Origin of the sequence: Pseudomonas sp. 14P_8.1_Bac3 (assembly GCF_025466085.1) — a bacterium.
Lineage (GTDB): Bacteria > Pseudomonadota > Gammaproteobacteria > Pseudomonadales > Pseudomonadaceae > Aquipseudomonas.
Genome location: NZ_JANLOD010000074.1, coordinates 112,192 through 133,687 on the forward strand (window position 1 = coordinate 112,192; position 21,496 = coordinate 133,687).

The 21,496-nt window shown below is 60.3% G+C and carries 18 protein-coding genes; 10 read left to right on the forward strand and 8 right to left on the reverse strand.

Features of this window, described 5'->3' with window-relative positions:
* Positions 1 to 42 precede the first annotated feature (42 nt).
* On the reverse strand, positions 43 to 2,094 hold the full coding sequence (gene metG / locus NTD84_RS27120) for a methionine--tRNA ligase (protein ID WP_262172146.1): 2,052 nt from the start codon (positions 2,092 to 2,094) through the stop codon (positions 43 to 45).
* A gap of 181 nt (positions 2,095 to 2,275) precedes the next feature.
* Between metG and apbC the strand changes: the two genes are divergently transcribed.
* A complete protein-coding gene (gene apbC / locus NTD84_RS27125) occupies positions 2,276 to 3,370 on the forward strand; it encodes an iron-sulfur cluster carrier protein ApbC (protein ID WP_262172147.1) in 1,095 nt (364 codons plus the stop codon).
* Between the two features lie 127 nt (positions 3,371 to 3,497).
* Here the strand turns inward: apbC and NTD84_RS27130 are convergent, their stop codons facing one another.
* Complete coding sequence (locus tag NTD84_RS27130; RefSeq protein WP_262172148.1) at positions 3,498 to 4,256, reverse strand: SDR family oxidoreductase; 759 nt, start codon at positions 4,254 to 4,256, stop codon at positions 3,498 to 3,500.
* Positions 4,257 to 4,410: 154 nt separating this feature from the next.
* On the opposite strand from NTD84_RS27130, the gene NTD84_RS27135 reads away from it, so the two are divergent.
* The 4 genes from NTD84_RS27135 (at position 4,411) to groL (ending at position 7,920) form a co-directional block, all read left to right on the forward strand.
* Entirely contained in the window at positions 4,411 to 5,142 is a 732-nt protein-coding gene (locus tag NTD84_RS27135; protein ID WP_262172149.1) for a HugZ family protein, read from the forward strand.
* Between the two features lie 66 nt (positions 5,143 to 5,208).
* A complete protein-coding gene (locus NTD84_RS27140) occupies positions 5,209 to 5,685 on the forward strand; it encodes an FxsA family protein (RefSeq protein WP_262172150.1) in 477 nt (158 codons plus the stop codon).
* Between the two features lie 247 nt (positions 5,686 to 5,932).
* Positions 5,933 to 6,226 carry a co-chaperone GroES gene (locus tag NTD84_RS27145; protein ID WP_007948593.1) on the forward strand — a complete coding sequence of 98 codons (294 nt, stop codon included), beginning with the start codon at positions 5,933 to 5,935 and terminating at the stop codon, positions 6,224 to 6,226.
* A 50-nt stretch (positions 6,227 to 6,276) separates the two neighbouring features.
* Positions 6,277 to 7,920, forward strand: a complete 1,644-nt coding sequence (gene groL, locus NTD84_RS27150) for a chaperonin GroEL (protein WP_262172151.1) — start codon at positions 6,277 to 6,279, stop codon at positions 7,918 to 7,920.
* A 158-nt stretch (positions 7,921 to 8,078) separates the two neighbouring features.
* Here groL and NTD84_RS27155 read toward each other — a convergent pair whose 3' ends face one another.
* Entirely contained in the window at positions 8,079 to 8,822 is a 744-nt protein-coding gene (locus NTD84_RS27155; RefSeq protein ID WP_262172152.1) for a phosphatase PAP2 family protein, read from the reverse strand.
* Positions 8,823 to 8,875: 53 nt separating this feature from the next.
* The gene (locus tag NTD84_RS27160) at positions 8,876 to 10,825 is read right to left on the reverse strand and encodes an LTA synthase family protein (RefSeq protein WP_262172153.1); all 1,950 of its coding nucleotides are present in this window, start codon (positions 10,823 to 10,825) and stop codon (positions 8,876 to 8,878) included.
* A 202-nt stretch (positions 10,826 to 11,027) separates the two neighbouring features.
* Between NTD84_RS27160 and colR the strand changes: the two genes are divergently transcribed.
* The 5 genes from colR (at position 11,028) to NTD84_RS27185 (ending at position 14,763) form a co-directional block, all read left to right on the forward strand.
* A complete protein-coding gene (gene colR / locus NTD84_RS27165; protein ID WP_008032118.1) occupies positions 11,028 to 11,711 on the forward strand; it encodes a two-component system response regulator ColR in 684 nt (227 codons plus the stop codon).
* The gene (locus NTD84_RS27170) at positions 11,701 to 12,984 is read left to right on the forward strand and encodes a sensor histidine kinase (protein WP_262172154.1); all 1,284 of its coding nucleotides are present in this window, start codon (positions 11,701 to 11,703) and stop codon (positions 12,982 to 12,984) included. Before colR ends, NTD84_RS27170 begins: the two co-directional genes overlap by 11 nt.
* Before the next feature lie 162 nt (positions 12,985 to 13,146).
* Entirely contained in the window at positions 13,147 to 13,815 is a 669-nt protein-coding gene (locus NTD84_RS27175) for a class I SAM-dependent methyltransferase (protein ID WP_262172155.1), read from the forward strand.
* A gap of 4 nt (positions 13,816 to 13,819) precedes the next feature.
* Positions 13,820 to 14,533, forward strand: a complete 714-nt coding sequence (locus NTD84_RS27180) for a lipopolysaccharide kinase InaA family protein (RefSeq protein ID WP_262172156.1) — start codon at positions 13,820 to 13,822, stop codon at positions 14,531 to 14,533.
* A gap of 2 nt (positions 14,534 to 14,535) precedes the next feature.
* On the forward strand, positions 14,536 to 14,763 hold the full coding sequence (locus NTD84_RS27185) for a hypothetical protein (RefSeq protein ID WP_262172157.1): 228 nt from the start codon (positions 14,536 to 14,538) through the stop codon (positions 14,761 to 14,763).
* 134 nt (positions 14,764 to 14,897) lie between these two features.
* On the opposite strand, the gene NTD84_RS27190 is transcribed toward NTD84_RS27185, so the two are convergent.
* The 4 genes from NTD84_RS27190 to NTD84_RS27205 all read right to left on the reverse strand — a co-directional run bounded on the left by NTD84_RS27190 (position 14,898) and on the right by NTD84_RS27205 (position 21,485).
* Positions 14,898 to 17,933 carry a multidrug efflux RND transporter permease subunit gene (locus NTD84_RS27190; RefSeq protein WP_262172158.1) on the reverse strand — a complete coding sequence of 1,012 codons (3,036 nt, stop codon included), beginning with the start codon at positions 17,931 to 17,933 and terminating at the stop codon, positions 14,898 to 14,900.
* A gap of 13 nt (positions 17,934 to 17,946) precedes the next feature.
* Positions 17,947 to 19,095, reverse strand: coding sequence for an efflux RND transporter periplasmic adaptor subunit (locus NTD84_RS27195; RefSeq protein ID WP_262172159.1), 1,149 nt, complete (start codon positions 19,093 to 19,095; stop codon positions 17,947 to 17,949).
* 213 nt (positions 19,096 to 19,308) lie between these two features.
* Positions 19,309 to 20,406 (reverse strand): DUF1513 domain-containing protein, encoded by a 1,098-nt coding sequence (locus NTD84_RS27200; RefSeq protein WP_262172160.1) that lies wholly within the window; start codon positions 20,404 to 20,406, stop codon positions 19,309 to 19,311.
* Between the two features lie 14 nt (positions 20,407 to 20,420).
* Positions 20,421 to 21,485, reverse strand: coding sequence for an imelysin family protein (locus tag NTD84_RS27205; RefSeq protein WP_262172161.1), 1,065 nt, complete (start codon positions 21,483 to 21,485; stop codon positions 20,421 to 20,423).
* Positions 21,486 to 21,496: the final 11 nt, after the last annotated feature.

Genomic DNA, 21,496 nt, shown 5'->3' on the forward strand with positions numbered 1-21,496 from the left:
GGCGCGCCAGGCACGACTGTGGGACCGGTTTGCCGCAGAACCTTACTTGATGCGCTGACCTGGCTTGGCGCCGCTGTCGGGGCTCAGCAGGTAGATTTCTTCACCGCCAGGCCCGGCCGCCATCACCATGCCCTCGGAGATGCCGAACTTCATTTTCCGTGGCTTGAGGTTGGCGATCATCATGGTCAGGCGACCATCGAGCTTGGACGGGTCGGGATAAGCGCTCTTGATTCCGGAGAACACGTTACGTTGTTCGTCGCCGATATCCAGCGTCAGGCGCAGCAGCTTGTCGGCACCTTCCACGTGTTCAGCCTTGACGATCAGCGCGACGCGCAGGTCGATGGCGGCAAACGCATCGAAGTCGATCTCCGGCGACAGCGGATCCTTGGCCAGTTCGCCGTTGCCGGTCGCTGCGGTTTTGCCGGTGTCGGTCTGGCTGGCGGTCAGGTCTTCTTTCGAGGCGTCGGTCATGGCTTGCACTTTCACCGGGTCGATACGGGTCATCAGCGGCTTGAACTCGTTCAGCTGATGGTTGCTGAGCAAGGTCGCGTGGTCGTCCCAGCTCAGCGGCGCGACGTTGAGGAACGCCTCGGCATCGGCGGCCAGCAGCGGCAGCACCGGCTTGAGGAAGATCACCAGTTGGCGGAACAGGTTGATGCCCAGTGCGCAGATTGCCTGGACTTCGTCCTGCTTGCCTTCCTGTTTGTTCAGCGACCACGGCGCCTTGTCGGCGATCCAGGCGTTGGCGCGGTCGGCCAGGCCCATGATTTCGCGCATGGCACGGGCGAAGTCGCGTGCCTCGTAGGCTTCGGCGATGCCTGGCGCTGCAGCGAGGAAGGCTTCAGTCAGCTCCGGCGCGGCATTACCCGCCACCAGCACGCCGGCGTTGCCCTTGTGGATGAACCCGGCGCAACGGCTGGCGATGTTGACGACTTTGCCGACGAGGTCAGAGTTGACCTTCTGCACGAAGTCTTCGAGGTTCAGGTCGAGGTCGTCAACGCCACGGCTCAGTTTGGCCGCATAGTAGTAGCGCAGGTATTCCGGCGACAGGTGATCCAGGTAGGTCCGGGCCTTGATGAAGGTGCCACGGGACTTGGACATTTTCTGACCGTTGACGGTCAGGTAGCCGTGCACATTGATGCCGGTTGGTTTACGGAAACCGGCACCTTCGAGCATCGCTGGCCAGAACAGGGCGTGGAAGTTGACGATGTCCTTGCCGATGAAGTGATACAGCTCGGCGGTGGAGTCCTTGTTCCAGAACGCGTCGAAATCCAGCTCAGGCGTGCGGTCGCAGAGGTTCTTGAAGCTGGCCATGTAGCCGATCGGCGCGTCCAGCCAGACGTAGAAATACTTGCCCGGCTCGTCCGGAATCTCGAAGCCGAAATACGGCGCATCACGGGAAATGTCCCACTGCTGCAGCCCGGCATCCAGCCACTCGGCGATCTTGTTGGCCACGGCGTCTTGCAGGGTGCCGCTGCGGGTCCAGGTTTGCAGCATCTCCTGGAAGTCCGGCAGTTTGAAGAAGAAGTGCTGGGAATCCTTGAGCACCGGGGTGGCGCCGGAGATCGCCGACTTCGGATCCTTCAGGTCGGTCGGTGCGTAGGTCGCACCGCATTTTTCGCAGTTGTCGCCGTACTGGTCTTCGGTGCCGCATTTCGGGCAGGTGCCCTTGATGAAGCGGTCGGCCAGGAACATTTTCTTTTCCGGGTCGAAATACTGAGTGATCGAACGCGTGGCGATGTGCCCGGCGTCGCGCAGCTTCAGGTAGATCTGGCTCGACAGCTCACGGTTTTCTTCGGCGTGAGTGGAGTGGAAGTTATCGAAGTCCACCAGGAAGTCGGCAAAGTCGGCGCTGTGTTCAGCCTGGACGTTGGCGATCAGTTGTTCCGGGGTGATGCCTTCCTTTTCCGCACGCAACATGATGGCCGAACCGTGGGCGTCGTCGGCGCAGACATAAATGCATTGATTGCCGCGGTGCTTCTGGAAGCGCACCCACATATCGGTCTGGATGTATTCCAGCATGTGGCCAAGATGGATCGAACCATTGGCATAGGGCAGGGCGCTGGTGACGAGGATCTGGCGTGGCTCGGACATGGGGCTCGGCTACTTGATGAAACGGAGGTCGGCCACTATAAAGCGCCGGCGCACATTTTTCACCCCGTGAGCCTGTTTCGCGTTACGACAACCGCCGGTCGGCATCGGGCTCCCTCGCCACGAATGAGCGTCCGGCGTAGGATACCCGCCTGATTTTCCAGTCTTGCTATCGGAGTTGCCCATGAGCGCCGTCAATCGCGCAGCGGTGGAAGCCGTCCTTCGCCAATACACCGACCCTTACCTGAACCAGGACCCGGTCAGCGCCGGGTGCGTGCGCAACATCGACATCCAGGGCGACCGCGTCAGCGTCCAGCTGGAGCTGGGTTACGCCGCCGGTCTGTTCAAGAGTGGCTGGGCGCAGATGCTGCAAATGGCCATCGAAGGCCTCGACGGCGTCTCTGGTGCCCGTGTCGACATCACCAGCGTGATCGCCGCGCACAAGGCCCAGGCACAGATTCCGGGCCTGGCCAACGTCAAGAACGTGGTGGCCGTGGCGTCCGGCAAGGGCGGCGTGGGCAAATCCACCACCGCCGCTAACCTCGCGCTGGCCCTGGCCCGTGAAGGCGCCAAGGTCGGGATTCTGGATGCGGACATCTATGGCCCAAGCCAGGGCATCATGTTCGGCATTCCTGAGGGCACCCGACCGCAGGTCAAGGATCAGAAATGGTTCGTGCCGCTCGAGTCCCACGGCGTCGAAGTGATGTCCATGGCCTTCCTGACCGACGACAACACGCCGATGGTCTGGCGCGGGCCGATGGTCTCCGGTGCGCTGTTGCAACTGGTGACACAAACCGCCTGGGGCGACCTGGATTACCTGGTCATCGACATGCCGCCAGGCACCGGCGACATCCAGCTGACCCTGGCGCAGAAAGTCCCGGTGGCCGGCGCGGTGATCGTGACCACCCCGCAAGACCTGGCGTTGCTGGACGCGCGCAAAGGCGTGGAGATGTTCCGCAAGGTCAACATTCCGGTGCTGGGCGTGGTGGAAAACATGGCCGTGCACATTTGCTCCAACTGCGGGCATGCCGAGCATCTGTTCGGGGAGGGCGGCGGTGTGAAACTGGCCAGCCAGTATGGCGTCGAGCTGCTGGCTTCGCTGCCGCTGGCGATGGCCATTCGCGAGCAGGCCGATGGTGGCAAACCGACGGTGATCGCCGAGCCGGACAGCCCTATCGCCATGGTTTACCAGGAACTGGCGCGTCACGTCGGCGCGCGGATCGTGTTGCAGGAGGCCGTCTCGCAGGCAATGCCTAACATCACCATCAGCGACGATTGATCTGTAAGCGCTGAACCCCCGGTGGGAGCGAGCCTGCTCGCGATTGCGGCCGGACAGTCAGCTCATGTGTTGAATGTCAGGCAGTCATCGCGAGCAGGCTCGCTCCCACATTTGTTCCGGGGTAGCTTTAGATCCGCAACCCGCCATCCATTTCCAGAATCCGCCCGGTGTAATAGTCGTTCTCGAAGATGTATGCCGCCGAATGCGCGATCTCTTCCGGCTTGCCCATGCGCTTCAACGGAATACCGGCGGTCATTTTCTCCAGCGCTTCGGGTTTCATGCCCAGGGTCATTTCGGTTTCGATGAAGCCCGGCGCAATCCCCGCCACACGAATGCCGTAGCGCGCCAGCTCTTTCGCCCAGGTCACGGTCGCCGCGGCGACGCCGGCTTTGGCGGCGGAGTAGTTGGTCTGGCCAACATTGCCGGCGCGGGAGATCGACGAGATATTGATAATCGCGCCGCTGTTCTTCAGCTCGACCATTTTCGCCGCAACTTCACGGGTGCACAGGAATACGCCGGTCAGGTTGACGTCGATGACGGCCTGCCATTGGGCCAGGCTCATCTTGGTCATCTCGCCGTCCTTGACCTTGAGCAACAGGCCGTCGCGCAGGATCCCGGCATTGTTGATCAGGCCATGGATCGCGCCAAAGTCTTCGGCCACCTGGGCGACCATGTGCGTCACTTGCTCTTCATTGGCGACGTTGCACAGATAGGCGCGGGCCTCGACACCCTTGGCCTTGCAGGCAGCAACGGCATCGTCGAGTTTTTCCTGGTTCAGGTCGACCAGTGCCAATCTGGCGCCCTTGCCGGCGAAATACTCGGCCATCGAACGGCCTAAACCCTGGCAACCGCCAGTGATAATGATTACTTTGTCAGTGAGTTGCATTCGCATGCCCCGGAAGCAGGTGGGAGTGGTCGTCCTTTTTGAGGGCCTCTCGATCTGCACCGGACATGCACACGAGAATTGCCCCGATGACGCACTGGAACGATGACCAGGCGCCCGTCCGTTTTTCGACGGATTCTATATAAGGAGTCAAAAATTGAGCGTTGAAGCGGCTAAGAATGCCCGAGAATTGCTTCTCAAGGAATACCGCGGGGTGCTTTCGACGCACTCCAAGGCGATGCCCGGTTTTCCCTTTGGCTCCGTGGTTCCGTACTGCCTGGACGAGCAGGGCCGGCCGCTGATCCTGATCAGCCGCATCGCCCAGCACACGCACAATCTGCAAAAAGACCCGAAATGCTCGCTGTTCGTCGGCGAGCGCGGTGCCGAAGATGTGCAGGCCGTCGGGCGCCTTACCTACCTCGCCGAAGCGGAACAGCTCCAGGACGTCGCGGCGATCGACGCCGCTGCCGAGCGTTACTACCGCTTCTTCCCGGATTCGCAGAACTATCACAAGGCCCACGATTTCGACTTCTGGGTGCTCAAGCCGGTGCGTCATCGTTACATCGGCGGTTTTGGCGCGATTCACTGGGTCGATCACCTGACCCTGGCCAATCCGTTTGCGGGCAAGGCGGAAGCGAGCATGGTCGAGCACATGAATGCCGATCATGCCAAAGCCATCGCCCACTACGTCGAGCTCACCGGCCTGCCGAAAACCGAACCGGCACAACTGGCCGGGATCGATAGCGAAGGCATGCACCTGCGCATCGCTCAGGGCCTCTACTGGCTGCCGTTCCCAGCGCCATGTAATACGCCGACACAAGTCCGGGAAGCCTTGGTTTTCCTGGCTCACGCCGAGCATTGGCCGAAAAATGAAGTGGCCGGCGCTTGAATTCACGAACCGGCGACGTCATCTAGAGGAGACTGGCAAGGCATTCTTGCGTTGAGGAACCATTTGATGCGCCCTTTTTTATTGCTCTTTGTACTGTTTCCGGTGTTGGAGCTGTTCGTATTCGTCAAGGTGAGCGGGGCGATCGGGTTTTTCCCGGCCCTGCTGCTGGTCATTCTCGGCTCGATGCTCGGCGTGTTCGTGCTGCGTATCGCCGGCCTGGCAACGGCGTTGCGCGCCCGTGAAAGCCTGAACCGCGGTGAGCTGCCGGCCCAGACCATGCTCGAAGGCCTGATGCTGGCCCTGGCGGGGGGGCTGTTGATCCTGCCGGGCTTTGTGACTGACGTGCTCGGCCTGATCATGCTGTTGCCGATCTCCCGTCGTCTGCTGGCCAATAAAATGCGCCAGCGCGCCGAAGAGGCGGCGATCCGTCAGCGTGCGTTCGCCGACGACCTGCAGTCGCGGGGTGGCCCTGTTCCGCGCGAACCATTGGGTCGCGAACCCAATGTGATCGAAGGCGAATTCGAACACCGCGATACCAAGTAAAACGTTTCACCTGCACGGCACCTTCGGGTGCCGTGTCCTTTTTCGGGGCATTGATGTAAAAAATTTCGATCCCCGCCCTTGTAATAGGCTTACGCGCCCTTATGTAACGGTCACCGCAAGGTTTCTGGCAATCATGCCAGACAGACTTCCGCGGTTCGCTCGACGAACCGCACCCGGCATTGCCGGATTTGTTAAACCCGCCGGGACTACACCGGCCGATGAAAACCACAATTAGGAGAGATCGACAATGAAGCTTCGTCCTCTGCATGACCGCGTCGTCGTCCGTCGCAGCGAAGAAGAAAAGAAAACCGCTGGCGGTATCGTCCTGCCAGGTTCGGCTGCTGAAAAGCCAAACCAGGGCGAAGTCCTCGCTGTAGGCCCAGGCAAAGTTCTGGACAACGGTGAAGTGCGTGCGCTGTCCGTAAAAGTAGGCGACAAGGTTGTGTTCGGCCCTTACTCCGGCAGCAACACTGTGAAAGTTGACGGCGAAGACCTGCTGGTGATCGGCGAGAGCGAAATCCTCGCTGTTGTCGAAGGCTGATTCCCTCGCTCATTTTCCCGTTACTACAAAGTATTTAAGGAATATCGATCATGGCTGCTAAAGAAGTTAAATTCGGCGATTCCGCCCGCAAGAAAATGCTCGCCGGTGTCAACGTCCTGGCTGACGCGGTAAAAGCGACCCTGGGCCCTAAAGGCCGTAACGTGATCATCGAGAAGAGCTTCGGCGCTCCGACCATCACCAAGGACGGCGTGTCCGTTGCCAAAGAAATCGAACTGAAAGACCGTTTCGAAAACATGGGCGCGCAGCTGGTCAAAGACGTTGCCTCCCGTGCCAACGATGACGCAGGCGACGGCACCACCACCGCTACCGTTCTGGCTCAGTCGATCGTCAACGAAGGCCTGAAAGCCGTCGCTGCCGGCATGAACCCGATGGACCTGAAGCGCGGTATCGACAAAGCGACCATCGCGATCGTCAAAGAGCTGAAAGCCCTGTCCAAGCCTTGCGCTGACACCCGTGCAATCGCTCAGGTCGGCACCATCTCGGCCAACTCCGACAGCTCCATCGGCGACATCATTGCCGAAGCCATGGAAAAAGTCGGTAAAGAAGGCGTGATCACCGTTGAAGAAGGCTCGGGCCTGGAAAACGAACTGTCGGTTGTTGAAGGCATGCAGTTCGACCGTGGCTACCTGTCCCCTTACTTCGTCAACAAGCCAGAGACCATGACTGCCGAGCTCGACGGTCCGCTGATCCTGCTGGTCGACAAAAAGATCTCGAACATCCGCGAAATGCTGCCAGTGCTGGAAGCCGTTGCCAAAGCCGGCCGTCCGCTGCTGATCGTGGCCGAAGACGTTGAAGGCGAAGCCCTGGCGACGCTGGTTGTGAACAACATGCGTGGCATCGTCAAGGTTGCAGCCGTCAAGGCTCCAGGCTTCGGCGACCGTCGCAAGGCCATGCTGCAGGACATCGCCGTTCTGACTGGCGGTACCGTTATCTCCGAAGAGATCGGCCTGAGCCTGGAAAGCACTACCCTGGAACACCTGGGTAATGCCAAGCGCGTGATCCTGTCGAAAGAAAACACCACCGTGATCGACGGTGCCGGCGTTGAGGCTGACATCCAGGCTCGCGTTCTGCAGATCCGTCAGCAAGTGGCTGATACTTCGTCCGACTACGACCGTGAAAAACTGCAAGAGCGTCTGGCCAAACTGTCCGGCGGCGTTGCAGTGATCAAGGTTGGCGCTGGTTCCGAAGTTGAAATGAAAGAGAAGAAAGCCCGCGTTGAAGACGCTCTGCACGCAACCCGTGCAGCCGTTGAAGAAGGCGTGGTACCTGGCGGCGGCGTGGCACTGGTTCGCGCTCTGCAGGCAATCTCGGAGCTGAAAGGCGACAACGATGACCAGAACGTTGGCATCCAGTTGCTGCGTCGCGCTGTTGAAGCGCCACTGCGCCAGATCGTTGCCAACTCCGGCGACGAGCCAAGCGTTGTGGTCGACAAGGTCAAGCAGGGTTCGGGTAACTACGGTTACAACGCTGCCACCGGCGAATACGGCGACATGATCGAGATGGGCATCCTGGACCCGGCCAAAGTGACTCGTTCGGCTCTGCAAGCGGCTTCGTCGATTGCCAGCCTGATGATCACCACCGAAGCCATGATCGCCGAGATCAAGGAAGACGCACCAGCTGGCGGCGGTATGCCAGACATGGGCGGTATGGGCGGCATGGGCGGCATGATGTAAGCCAGCCTTACCCCGTACATAAAAACCCCGCCGGTGATAAACCGGCGGGGTTTTTTAATGCCCATCATAAAATGGTGTGGTTTTCCGCGGACCACTTCGCGGTCCCACATTAGACCGCGTCCTTCCGAACAACGCGGTCACCTGTGGGAGTCGTAGGTTCAGACGCCGACAGCTTCTGCGTTGACAACCTTCCTGGCGTTGGAAGCCGGACGGTAAAGAATCCAGTAATACGACCCCAGGCAAATCAGCCAGCAGAAGATCGCCGTCCACACGTTGTGCGAAAAGAAGTGCGCGCCTTGCATCATCCGGCCCACGGAAAACACCGTGCCTAACGCGAACGCAAAGATGAACGCCTTGCGGGCCAGACGCGGACGCCGATCCCGCAGCACGAAGAACAGTGCAAACAGGGTAAAACCAGTCGCCGCATGACCGCCGGGCCAGCAACGCCCTGGTTTGTCGGTGGCGGGGCGAGGGCTCAGCAGTTCGCTGTATTTTTCGTGACCGCCGAACTGCTCCAGGCTCCAGGGGCATTGCACCGCCGTCACCGCTTTGACCGGTGTGACAAAGGACGTGGCCAGGCCCAGGGACAGCACCAGGCAACCCAGCTCGCGTTTGAACGGTTTGAGCCGCGCGATGAAAAAGGCGCCGATGAAGCCCAGGATGGCGAACACCGAGAAGGCAATGACCAGTTGCTTGGCGCGGTCATGCAGGATGTCTTCGAGGAAATAACTGTGGCGCCCGATGAAGTCTCCAGCCGTCGGGTCGTAGAACAGCGTGGCCAGGTCCATATCCAGGGACGTCAGTTCGAGCAGCAGCAGAATGATCGCCGCAACAACGGGAACACCCAGGCACACCCAGAAATTGAGCGGGCGAGAGGCGGGGCGGGCAGAAGTGGATGACATGATGGATCCTGAGCTTGGAACAAACCCCGGGGCATCAGCCCGGGGCGATTCAGTTAACGTTCGCTGACTTGTGCGGCGCCCTCCGTGAGCGCCCTCCAGCCAAGCAGCTGTTGTTTAAAGCCATAACTGGCCGATTGGTAATAGGTGATTGCGCGGGTGATCAATGGGTCGCTGACGATCGCCTTTGACTCCCGGCTTTCGGTCAGCGCTTCATCGTGCCGGCGTAGCCCTTGGCGCGGACTCAGAATCGCGAGGTCCTTGCCGTCGAACAATCCCAGGTGTTGATAGTTGCCAATCACCACTCTTGGCGGCAGCGGATTGTCTTGTAACAGGTTACGCCCGAAAAATGTCGACTCATAATCGAGGTTCAGCAAACCGAGCAATGTTGGCGCGAGGTCGATCTGGCTGGCCAGTTGCGCGGATTCACGGGCCTCGATCAACGCCGGCGAATAGATGAACAAGGGAATTTGATAGTTGCTGATCGGCAAGTCTTCTTTCCCTGCGCTGCCAGCAGTGTGGTCGGCGACGAACACAAAAATCGTATTGGCGAACCACGGCTTTTTACGCGCCTGATCCAGAAACTGGCCGATGGCGTAGTCCGTGTACTTCACCGCGCCATCGCGACCATTACCGGATCTGATATCGATGCGGTTATCCGGGTACGTATAGGGCCGATGATTGGACGTGGTCATCAACTGCAGCAGAAATGGCTGCTGTTTCGCATAATCGGCGTCGGCCAGTTTCAGGCTCTGGCTGTAGAGATCTTCGTCTGCCATGCCCCAGGCGTTTTTGAAGTGAATGTCTGATTCATCGACGCTGCTCTGGTCGACGACACGGTAGCCGTTGCCGCTGAAGAAGGCATTCATGTTGTCGAAGTAACCGCGCCCGCCGTAGACGAATACGCTGTCGTACCCCACGGCACCGAGTTGCTGGCCCAGGCTGGCAAATCCACCTTCCCGGCCCACACGTTTGACGATCGAGCGTCCCGGTGTGGGCGGGATCGCCAGGGTGATGGCTTCCAGACCGCGATCGGTACGGGTGCCAGTGGCGTAAAAATTGTTGAAGTACAGGCTTTGTTTCCGCAAGGCATCGAGGTTCGGCGTCAAATTGCGCTGATCACCGTTGCTGCCCAGGTACTTCGCGCTGAAGCTTTCTAGGGTCACCAGAATGATGTTGGGTTTACGCGGCTCGCCCGGATTATCGATCACTCGACGGATATCCTGTGGGTCTTCGCCGATAAAGCGTGCATTGGGCTCACTCAGCTCGGCTCGAATCTGTTGCGCAACGACGGCAGGTGGCAGGGTGCTGTAAAACTGTGGGTAGTCCAGTTCGTTGTTCCGGAAGGCGGCGAAAAACTGATACGGACCATTGCTTGCCAGCTCATTCTGGTAGGCATTGCCTCCCTGGGAACGAGGCGCATCCTGGGTGAGCAGTTGCAGGTTCAATCCCGCCAGGATCAAAAGCGCCACTGCATTCATCAGACGCCCGCGCACCGATGGCAGCGGGGCTCGCAGCGCGGCGTTGAAGGGTTTGCGCAAGGCGAGGCTCAAGGCCACCGCCAGCACGACGAGCACACTCAGCAACGTGCCGATCGGATAGGATTCGAGCAGATTGTTCAGCACCTCGTCGGAGTACACCAGGTAGTCGACGGCGATGAAGTTGAAGCGCACGCCAAACTCGTCCCAGAACAGCCACTCGGCCACGGCGACGAACAGCATGGCAAACAGGCTGACCGTCAACATCGCCTGAAGAAACCAGCGATGACCATGGCGGTTCCACAAACCCGGCGGGCATAGCAAAAGGTAAATGCCCATCGGTAGCACGGCATAAGCGATAAAGCCCAGGTCGTACAACAGGCCAATGGCAAAAATCGACAGGAAAGCATGGCCCGACTCATCCAGATGAGTGAGCAATAAAAGCGTTCGGGTGAGTAGAAAGATCACCAGCCACGAGCCTGCGACGAGCAGCAGAAGACGCATCGGTGCAGTCTTTAAAAACTCCATGTGTATACATTCCTTATTCGCAATTGCGCGAGAGTCTCGCGCTTGAACTGTAGTCAGCGTGTGAACCTACAGTGAAAAACATGTTAACCCCTTCATTTATTGACTGAATCGATTTCGATGATTGCCGGTGCTAGCCCTGAGTCCGACTTGGCCTTAAGCTGCGCGGGCCAAGACGGCCGTTACTGTGTACGGAGGAGTGCCCATGCGAATTCTATTGGTTGAAGACAACCGCGATATCCTGGCCAATCTGGCCGATTACCTGGGACTCAAGGGCTATACCGTGGATTGCGCGCAGGACGGCTTGTCGGGCCTGCACCTGGCGGCCACCGAACATTACGACCTGATCGTGCTCGACATCATGCTGCCCGGCATCGACGGCTACACCCTGTGCAAACGCCTGCGTGAAGACGCTCGCCGCGACACGCCGGTGATCATGCTCACCGCCCGCGATCAACTGGACGATCGCCTGCAAGGCTTCAAGTCCGGTGCCGATGATTACCTGATCAAACCCTTCGCCCTGTCTGAACTGGCCGCGCGAATCGAAGCGGTGATGCGCCGGGCGCAGGGCGGCGGTCGTCGCACCTTGCAGGTGGGCGACCTGAGTTATGACCTCGACACGCTGGAGGTCACCCGCGAAGGGCGCTTGCTGAAGCTGAACCCGGTGGGCCTGAAGTTGCTGGCGGTGCTGATGCAGAAGAGCCCGCACGTCCTGCGCCGGGAAATCCTTGAAGAAGCCTTGTGGGGCGATGATTGTCCGGACAGCGACAGTCTGCGCAGCCATGTCCATCAACTGCGTCAGGTGATCGACAAGCCATTTGCCAAGCCGTTGTTGCAAACCGTGCACGGTGTGGGTTATCGCTTGGCCGAGGGCCGTGATGGAGTTTAAGCAGAGCCTTGCGCAGCGGATCATCATCGCCTTTGCGCTGATGAGCGCGCTGGTCGCCGGGGCGTTCGCCATGGGCATTGTCGCGACCGTGCACCTGGTGGAAGAAAAACTGATTTCGGCAGGCCTGGGCGGCGATTTGCAACGCTTGCTGCTGATGGACAGTGTCTCGGACTGGAGTCATCGGCCCGAGCCGGACCAGCTGTTCTATTTCAGCGGCGGGCCGGGCGACTTCAAGCTGCCTAAGGATTTGCGTCATCTCGAACCGGGGTTCCATGAAGTGTTCCGCGAGCAGCTGTCGTACCACGCGATGGTTGAAGTGGTCGATGGCCGGCACTATGTGTTGTTGCAGGACCAAAGCGATTTTGAAGAACGCGAGCGCGTGCTGTTCGCGGTGGTGCTGGTGGGCTTCGTCCTGAGCCTGGTGTTGGCGGTGTTTCTCGGCTGGATCCTGGCGCGCAAAGTGATGGCGCCCGTGGTGCGGCTGGCCCGCCAGGTTCGCCACCGCGACCAGTTGCTGGGGCTGGCGCCACCGCTGGCTCCGGACTATGCCGCCGATGAAGTGGGTGAGCTGGCCGTGGCGTTCGACGCCACCCTCGGTCGTCTGCGCCAGGCCTTGACCCGGGAGCGCTTGTTCACCAGCGACGTCAGCCACGAATTGCGTACTCCGCTGATGGTGCTGGCCAGCTCCTGCGAACTGCTCTTGGAAAACCCCGGCATTGACCAGCGCGGTCGGGCTCAGGTCGAGCGTATCGCCCGTGCCTGCGAAGAGATGCGCGAGCTGGTGCAGACGTTCCTCATGCTGGCCCGGGCCCAGCGTGAGGATGCTGGCGCAGGGCCGCAACAGTCGTTGGCGCAGGTCGCCGACGGCTTGCTCGGCCTGTGGCGCGAGCCGATCGAGACCAAGGGCCTGACGCTGATATTCGAGCCGGGCAACCCGGCCACTACGTGCTACAACGCAACCTTGCTACACGCGGTCATGGGTAATTTGCTGCGTAACGCACTGCATTACACCGAGCGTGGTTTCATCCGTTTGACCCTGACGACCACGGGGTTCCGGGTTGAAGACAGCGGAGTGGGCATCCCTGAAGAAAAGCGCGAAGCGATGTTCGAACCCTTTGTGCGCGGTGGCGAGAAACGGGGAGAAGGCTTGGGGCTGGGCCTGTCGCTGGTGCAGCGGATCTGCGAAAACCAGGGATGGAGCGTTAGCCTGACCACCATGGAGCCCAATGGCTGCCGTTTTCAGGTCGAACTTGATTCATCGGTTGTAGGCTGATCGAATCACCCGGCAATTATGGCCCTCCGCCAGCACTGTAGCGTTGTAAAACCTTGAAATAGTTCAGGGTTTTACACGACGATTTTTTCACAAAGGCATGACCTGACGCTGACATGGCGCTACCTAAGGTGGTTGCCATCAGCAGTTACAGGAGTCTTTGTGATGACCAATCCGATCAAGCTCGATTTTTCCGAAAAGTACGACGACCAACACGCGCAGAAATACCTGCGCAAACATCAGGACGGTGTAGGGCGCCGGTTGTCTCACTGGCGTGACGAGCAATTGGCGCGCAAAGCCCTGACTCTGGCCGGCGAGCCTGGCCTGGTCCTGGATCTGCCCTGTGGTGCCGGGCGTTTCTGGCCATTGCTGGCGGAAAAACCCAACCGCGTGATCATCGGCGCCGACAATTCCGAGTCGATGGTCAAGATCGCCATGCAGGCGCAACCGGCCGACGTGGTGAAACGGGTACAACCCTTGCACACTTCTGCATTCGACATTGCCTTGCCTGATAACGCCGTCGACAGCATTTTTTGCATGCGCTTGATGCACCACATTGGTGAAGCCGAGCATCGACTGGCCATTCTGCGTGAATTTGAGCGTGTCAGCCGCGACAGCGTGATCCTGTCGCTGTGGGTGGACGGCAATTTCAAGGCCTGGAAACGCAAACGCTCCGAGCAAAAGCGTGAGCAGGAAGGTTACCAAAATAGATTTGTGTTACCGGCTGCTACGGTAGAAAAAGAATTCGAGCAGGCGGGTTTCCGTATTCAGGAACAATTGGACTTCATACCGCTCTATGCCATGTGGCGGGTTTACGTATTACGCAAGAGGTAACAGGATGGCAGTGCAATGTGCGGCTGAAACGGAAGTGCCTTCCGGGGATCGCTTTGACTATTTCTGGAATCAGCGCGGTGAATGGGTTGAAGAACCCAACGTCCGTCGCGGTGGTGAAAGTGGCGTGCAACGGGTCAAGGGCAAGGATGGGCAACTGTTCTACGCCAAGCGTCAGACCGGGCACGTCTACCGCAGTTGGCTGCACCCGTTCGGTCGGCCGACGGTATTGCGCGAGCAGGATGCACTCATTGGCTTGAAGCGCATTGGCGTTCGTGTTCCGGAAATCGTGTTCTGCGGTGCGCAGCGTGATCCGGTCCATTCGTGGCGTGCACTGCTGGTGACCAAGTCTCTGGACGGTTTCGAGGAAATTCAGCACTGGTACGCGGGCGGCGGTCGCGAGCGTTACGGCGAGGTGGTGCATGATCGCGTCCTGAAGGACCTGGCGGATAACCTGGCGCGCATGCACAAAGGCCGCTGGCAGCACAGCTGCATCTACATCAAGCATGTTTTCGTCCGGGTCACCGGGGAGGGCGATGCGGCCCAGGTTGAGGTGGCCCTGATCGATCTGGAGAAATGCCGTCAGCGTTTGACCGCTTATCGCGCCGCCTCCCATGACATGAAGCAATTGCGCCGCCATTCGTCGTTCAGTACGGCGGACTGGAAAAAACTCGTCTACTTTTATGAGACAGCGTTTGGCAGCGCTATCAAGGGTTTATAGCGATGAAACTCGAAATTGCGCGAGGTTTGTTTTTGGTAGGAGCCTTGGCAGTTGCTTCGCTGGCGGTGGCGGCATGGGAGCAGCCCCGCACGCAAGTCCTCAGCTCGGTGAGCGGGGACGCGCGTTGTCCGATGCCTCGGGTTGCCAAGGCATCCGTAGCAACCCAACCCGATCATGATTTATTGCTGTTCATGTTCGGACTTTCTCAAGGACTGAGGCCGCAGAGTTGACCAGATTGAAGCCCAAATAAAAGGCCTCGCTCATGCGAGGCCTTTTATTTGGGCTGGGAAGATCAGCGAGCAGGCTCCGCAGGGTGTCAGGCTGCCAACGTCATCGTTGACCACCCTCGCGAGCGTGCCCGCTCCTACAGGGGCTGGCGTTTGTCGGGTTTGGCCAGCAACGTGTACACGCACGGCAACACGAACAACGTAAACAACGTGCCGATCGACATCCCCGTGGCGATCACCGTACCGATGTCGAACCGGCTGACGGCCCCCGCGCCCGTGGCGATGATCAGCGGCACCATGCCGAACACCATCGCGGCGGTGGTCATCAACACCGGACGCAGGCGAATGGCCGCGGCTTCTTCGACCGCTTCACGCGGCGTCAGGCCCTTGTCCTTGCGCAGTTGGTTGGCGAACTCGACGATCAGGATCCCGTGCTTGCTGATCAGTCCGATCAGCGTCACCAATCCCACCTGGGTGTAAATATTCATGCTCGACCAGCCGAGGAACAGCGGAATCAATGCGCCGCAGATCGACAGCGGCACGGTCACCAGAATCACCAGCGGATCGCGGAAGCTTTCGAACTGGGCGGCCAACACCAGGAAAATGATCGCCAGCGCCAGGGCAAACGTCACCCACAACGCACTGCCTTCCTGCACGTACTGTCGCGAGGCCCCGGCGTAGTCGACGGCGAACCCCGCCGGCGCTTCTTCCCGGGCAATCTGCCGCACGGCTGCCAGGGCCTCACCCATGCTCACCAGCGGAACCCCTGACAGGATCGCCGAGTTGAGCTGCTGGAACTGGTTCAACTGCCGGGGACGCGCGCGGTCAGTGACGGTAATCAGGGTCGACAGGGCCAGCAGCTCGCCCTTGGTGTTTTTCACGTAATAGTTGTTCAGCCAGTCAGGGTTGTCCCGGAAGGGCCGTTCGACCTGCGCGATAACCTTATAGCTGCGGCCTTCAATGGTGAAGCGGTTGATTTCCGCTTCGCCCAGCAACGTCGCCAGCGTTCCGCCGAGGTCCTGCATCGACACGCCCATCTGCGCCGCCTTGGCGCGATCGATATCCACCACGACTTCAGGCTTGTCGAACGCCAGGTCGACGTCGACGAAGGCAAACTTGCCGGACTCCATCGCGCGTTTTTTCACCCGGTCCATCACCTGTAACAACGACTCGTAATCGTTGGCGGTGTTGACCACGAATTGAAACGGCAGCCCCTCGCCGGTCCCCGGCAGGGACGGCAGGTTGAAGCCGAAAATCTGCAAGCCAGGAATAGTCCCCAGCTTGGCCTGGACCTCGGGCAGGATCGCCATCTGCGTGCGGTTGCGTTCGTTCCACGGCTTCAGCAGGAAGCCGCCAACGCCGGATTGCACGCCGTTGAAACCATTGATCTGGAACGAAGAGTAGTACTCGGGGAACGCCTTGAAGATCTCGATGAACTCGTCGGTGTAAGTGCTCAGGTAATCCAGGTTGGTCGGCTGCGGGGCGTTGGCCAGCATGAAAATGATCCCCTGGTCTTCGTCAGGCGCCAGTTCCGATTTGGTGAACGTCAGCAGCGCCGGAATCAGGCACAACACGATCGCCGCGAACACCAGCACCACCGGGCGCGTATTGAGTGTGCCGTGCAGCATGCGTTGGTAGCGGCGCTTGAGGCCCTCGAAAATCATATCGAGGCGATGGGCGAGGCCGCTGGGGTTTTCCTCGTGGCGCAGCAGCAAGGCGCACATCATCGGCGACAGGGTCAGGGCGACGATGCCGGAAATCACCACCGCGCCGGCCAGGGTCAGGGCAAACTCCTTGAACAGCGCGCCGGTGAGGCCGGTCAGGAAGCCGATTGGCGCATAGACCGCCGCCAGGGTAATGGTCATCGACACCACCGGCATGGCGATTTCCCGGGCGCCCTCGATGGCGGCGTCCAGCGGCGTCTTGCCTTCCTCGATATGCCGGTGGATGTTTTCCACCACGACGATGGCGTCGTCCACCACCAGGCCGATAGCCAACACCATGGCCAGCAGGGTCAGCAGGTTGATCGAGTAGCCCATCATCTGCATGAAGAACATCACGCCGATCATCGACAGCGGAATGGTCACCACCGGGATCACCACCGAACGCAGCGCGCCGAGGAACAGGAACACCACCACGATCACGATCAGCACCGCTTCAAACAGGGTTTTCACCACCTCGTCGATCGAGGCCTGGATGAACAGCGTGGCGTCGTAGGCGATTTCGCCCTTGAGGTTCGGCGGTAGCTGGGCCTCCAGGTCCGGCATGATCTTGCGCACTTCCTTGATCACGTCCAGCGGGTTGGCGCCGGGGGTGGCCTTGATGCCGATGTACACCGAGGGCGTGCCACCGAAGGAACTGATGGAGTCGTAGTTTTCCGCGCCCATTTCCACCCGTGCGACATCGCCGAGCAGCACGCGGCTGTCACCGTCGACCTTGAGCGGGATCGCGGCGAAGGCTTCTGCGGACTTCAGCTCGGTGTTGGCGTTGATACTGGTGACCACGTACTCGCCTTTCACTTCGCCAGCGGCGGAGAGGAAGTTGTACTGGCGCACCGCGTTGGTCACGTCGCTGGCGCTCAGGCCAAAACCGGCGAGCTTCACCGGGTCCAGCCACAGGCGCATGGCAAATACCTGGTTGCCGAGAATCTCGGCTTCGGCCATGCCCGGCAGCGTCGCCAGTTTCGGCTGGATGACCCGCGACAGATAGTCGGTGATCTGCGGGTTGCTCAGTTCCTTGCTGAAAAAACTGATGTACATCAGCGCCGAGGCGTCGGCGGCCTCTTTGCTCAGCACCGGGTCTTCGGCGTCCTGGGGCAGCTGGTTTTTCACCTCGTTGGCCTTGGCCAGCAACTCGGTGAACAAACGGTCGCTGTTGGAGCCGATGCGCGCGTAGATCGAGATGATCGAGAAGTTCTGCCGACTGACCGAGGTCATGTAGTCGATGCCCTCGGCACTCGCCAGGCTCTGTTGCATCGGCTGGGTGATGTAGCCCTGGATGGTCTCGGCGTTGGCGCCGGGGTACGCGGTGGTCACCGTGATCAGGGCATTTTCCATTTGCGGATACTGGCGCAGCGGCAGCTTGCTCCAGGCCTGGAAGCCCAGCAGCACAATCAACAGGCTGACCACGGAGGCGAGCACCGGGCGGCGGATGAACGGATCGGTAAAAGCCATGGGGGTTCCTTGATCAGTCCACGCGAGGCGGGCTGTTCTTCTCGGCTAAAGTCTTGTCGTCGCTGATGGCAATGTGCGCGCCGTTGTCCAGTTTGATCTGGCCGGCCGTGACCACTTTTTCGCCTTTCTGCACGCCCTTGGTAATCATCACCTCCCCCTCGCGGCGTTCGCCGGTTTCGATGAAGCGGCGCTCGGCGATCAGGATCGGTTCACCCTTGTCGTCTTTCTCCACGGTGCCGTCTTCGCGTTTCTTCTGCGCGACGACGTAGAGGGAGTTGCCGTACAGCGTGTACGTGATCGCGCTTTCCGGCACGACGATGCGCGGCTGCGGGTCGGGCAACATCACCTGCAGGCTGGCGAACATGCCGGGCAACAATTTGCCATCGGGATTGGCCAGGGTCGCGCGCACCTGGACGTTGCGGGTGCTGTTTTCGACTTTCGGGTTGATCGCACTGAGGGTGCCGGGAAAGGTTTGCGCCGGGTAAGCCGAGACAATGATCTGCACCGGCTGGCCGAGGGCGATTTTCGGCACCGATTGCTCAGGCACGAAGAAATCCACATAGAGGCTGCTGAGGTCTTGCAGGGTGGCGATCATGGTGCCGCTGGCGAGGTAGTCGCCGACGTCGACCTGACGAATGCCAATGGTGCCGCTGAAGGGCGCGAGGATGCGTTTTTTGGCGAGGGATGCCTGGAGCTGGTTGACCGTCGCCTTGTTCTTTTTCAGCACGGCCGAGAGTCGGTCGAACTCACCTTTGGAAATGGCCTGGCTGCCCACCAGCTGACTGCCACGGCTGTAATCCACCTGGGCCAGGCCTAGGTCGGCTTGCGCGGTTTCCAGCAAGGCGCTTTCCACGCCGGTGTCGAGTTGCACGATCGGCTGGCCGGCCTTGACCTTCTGTCCGGACTCGAACTGCACGGCGGTCACGGTGCCGGCGACTTCCAGGCTCAAGTCGACACCTTGCAGCGCTGTCAGCGTGCCGACCGAGGGCAGGCGTGCTTGCCACGGTTGTTCCTTGGCCGTGGCCACGGCGACGCTGATCGGCGGTTTCGGCGCAGAGAAGCCCTGGATCATCGTGTAGATGGAGAAGGCTTTGTAACCGGCCAGGACCAGCACGATCAACAGAACAACACCCAACATGATCAGCATGCGGCGACGCAGCATATTTCCACTTCCTTGGAGAAAATCAGGTGAGACAGTGAGGCACATTACCGCGAGTGCCAAGGGTATTCCAGCTGGCACTTTTACCAGCCGACGCCAGACCCTGTAGGAGCGAGCTTGCTCGCGAAGAACGTCCAGACACCGCAGGCATCCAGGCCCCCCGCGTTATCGTTCACGACCATCGCGAGCAAGCTCGCTCCTACAGGGGGCTGATGTTCAGATCAGGTGGAGGTGGTTGTCCCACAGCCCTGCCGGCAGCTCCAGTGGTTTTGCAACAAGTTTTGTCTGACGGCAATCGTAATACCGGCAACGACCTTGCCCGGAGGTCACGACAAACCCGTCGGCCACCGCACCGACCCCGGCGCAATCGGGCAGTGGTGCGTCGAGGCGCACTTCGCCGCTGTCCATGTCCCAGATGAAAAAGCGGTTACCCCGGGGCGCGGTCAACGCCACCAGGCGCAAGTCACTGTGCACCGCAACGCTGGCGGTGTAATGCCCCATGGCCTGCAACTGATGCTCGGGCACCGGGAACGCCATGAACGGCTGGCCGGGACGCTTGATCGCCAACAGCTCCGACGATTCATGGGACGGGCCCATGAATTGCTGGCCGGCAACGATGGTGCCGTCGCTGGCAATTCCCAGGTGGCGAACACTGTTCATCTGCTGTGCGAGGGTTTCCTTGCTCAGCAGCGTGCCGTCGCGTTGCATCAATACCAGGCTCGGTTCCATGGCATTGAGGTTCATCTCGACCCGGCTCTCGGCCTCGGTGCGAATGCCGCCGTTGGCCACCACCAGGGTTTCGCCATCGGGCATCCACGACACCTGGTGCGGACCGATGCCATGGGTGGAAATCTCGCCGCTGTGCACCAGGCGCTCGCCTTCGAACTTATACACACCGAGCAATCCACGCCCCGGATCGGACGTGTCGTTCTCGGTGGCGTACAGCCAGTCGCCGCTTTTATGGATCACCGCGTGACCGTAGAAATGCCGGTTCTTCCGAGAGACCACGGTTTGCAGCAGCGTGCCGTCGCGCAGGTCGATCAGGTAGCTTTCGGTGCCGGGACGCCGGGCGACAAACAGTGCAATCGGCAGCGTCGGGTGATTGATGATGTCGTGGCAGCGCTGGCCGACCTCGGTAGCGAACACCCGCGTGCCGTCCAGCCGATAACCGACGGCGTAATGCTTGCCGTCGCCATCGTCCCGCGCCGAGAGCAGCAGCGGGCTCTTGTCCTTTTGCTTGAACAGCGTCCAGCCGCCCAGGGTCACTGCTCCCAGCAGCAAGCTACCTAACGTCAGAGCCTGTCGTCGCAGCATGGCACTCGCCCTCATCAGTCACCGTCGTTGGCGTTGAAGCCCAGTTGGATGCCCAGCGCCTTGGCCAGCTCGCCTTCGTGCAGGCGATGGACGACGTTGAGGCTGTCGTAGAGATCGTTGAGTTGCTGGCGCCCGGCGTCGTCGTTGAGCATTTCGGTCAACGAACGCTGGTTGCTGGCAAACAGTTTCAGAGAGGCGGCGTAGGCCGCGTCGATCTTGTCGGCCAACGGCTTCTGCTCGCTCGGCAGCAGACCGCGCAGGCCCTTGTTGTCGACGCCTTCCCACACGGTTTTAGCCGCGGCGAGGCTGGCTTCGAGGCCGGCCAGGGACGACTGGCTGCGCCATGCATCGGCCTGGAAGGGTTGCGGCACGCCCTTGCTCTGGCGGCCCATCGGCGTGCCGAGTTTTTTCTTCAGGCTGTCGAGCGCGGTGACCTGCACGCGCAGGAGATCGGCAATGGCTTCGTGGGAATCGGCGTAGCGCTGGTTCGGAAACTTGCTCATCTGCGCGAGCATGCCGTCGGTGTTGTTCCAGCTTTTCAGAATGTCTTCGGCCAGCAGTTTCTGGCGCTCGCCAATCGCTTTCAGCAACGGGCAATACTTGGCTTTCTGCGCGTCGTTGGCGACGTCCGGCTTGCTGTCGAACAGGATGTATTCATAGGCGGACAAGCCTTGCACCACCACGCTGGACTTGGCCAGCGCTTCGGCATCGATCTGCGGCTGGGCGCTGACCAGTTGCTCGACCTGACGGCCGACGAGGTTTTTCTTGTCCGGCCAGAACTGCACCTGCCAGGCGCGATTGCCTTCGGCCAGCGGACCGATCAGCAGCGGTTGCAGCTCGGCCCAGGCTTTCTGCGCGTGCAGGAAGTCGGCGCGGGCGGTGTCGAGGTTTTCCTTGCCTTCGCAGTAGGCCAGGGCGCTGACCGCCAACTGGCGATCGGCCTCGACCCAGCGGGTGTAGGTCGGCAGGATCACCGACTTGGCAATGGCCGCCGAGGTGACGGCCTGCGGATCCTGCGGTGAACAGGCGCCGAGGGCGAGGGCGGCGAGGCTGGTGAACAACAATTTGGGGCGGAACATGTCGGGCTCCC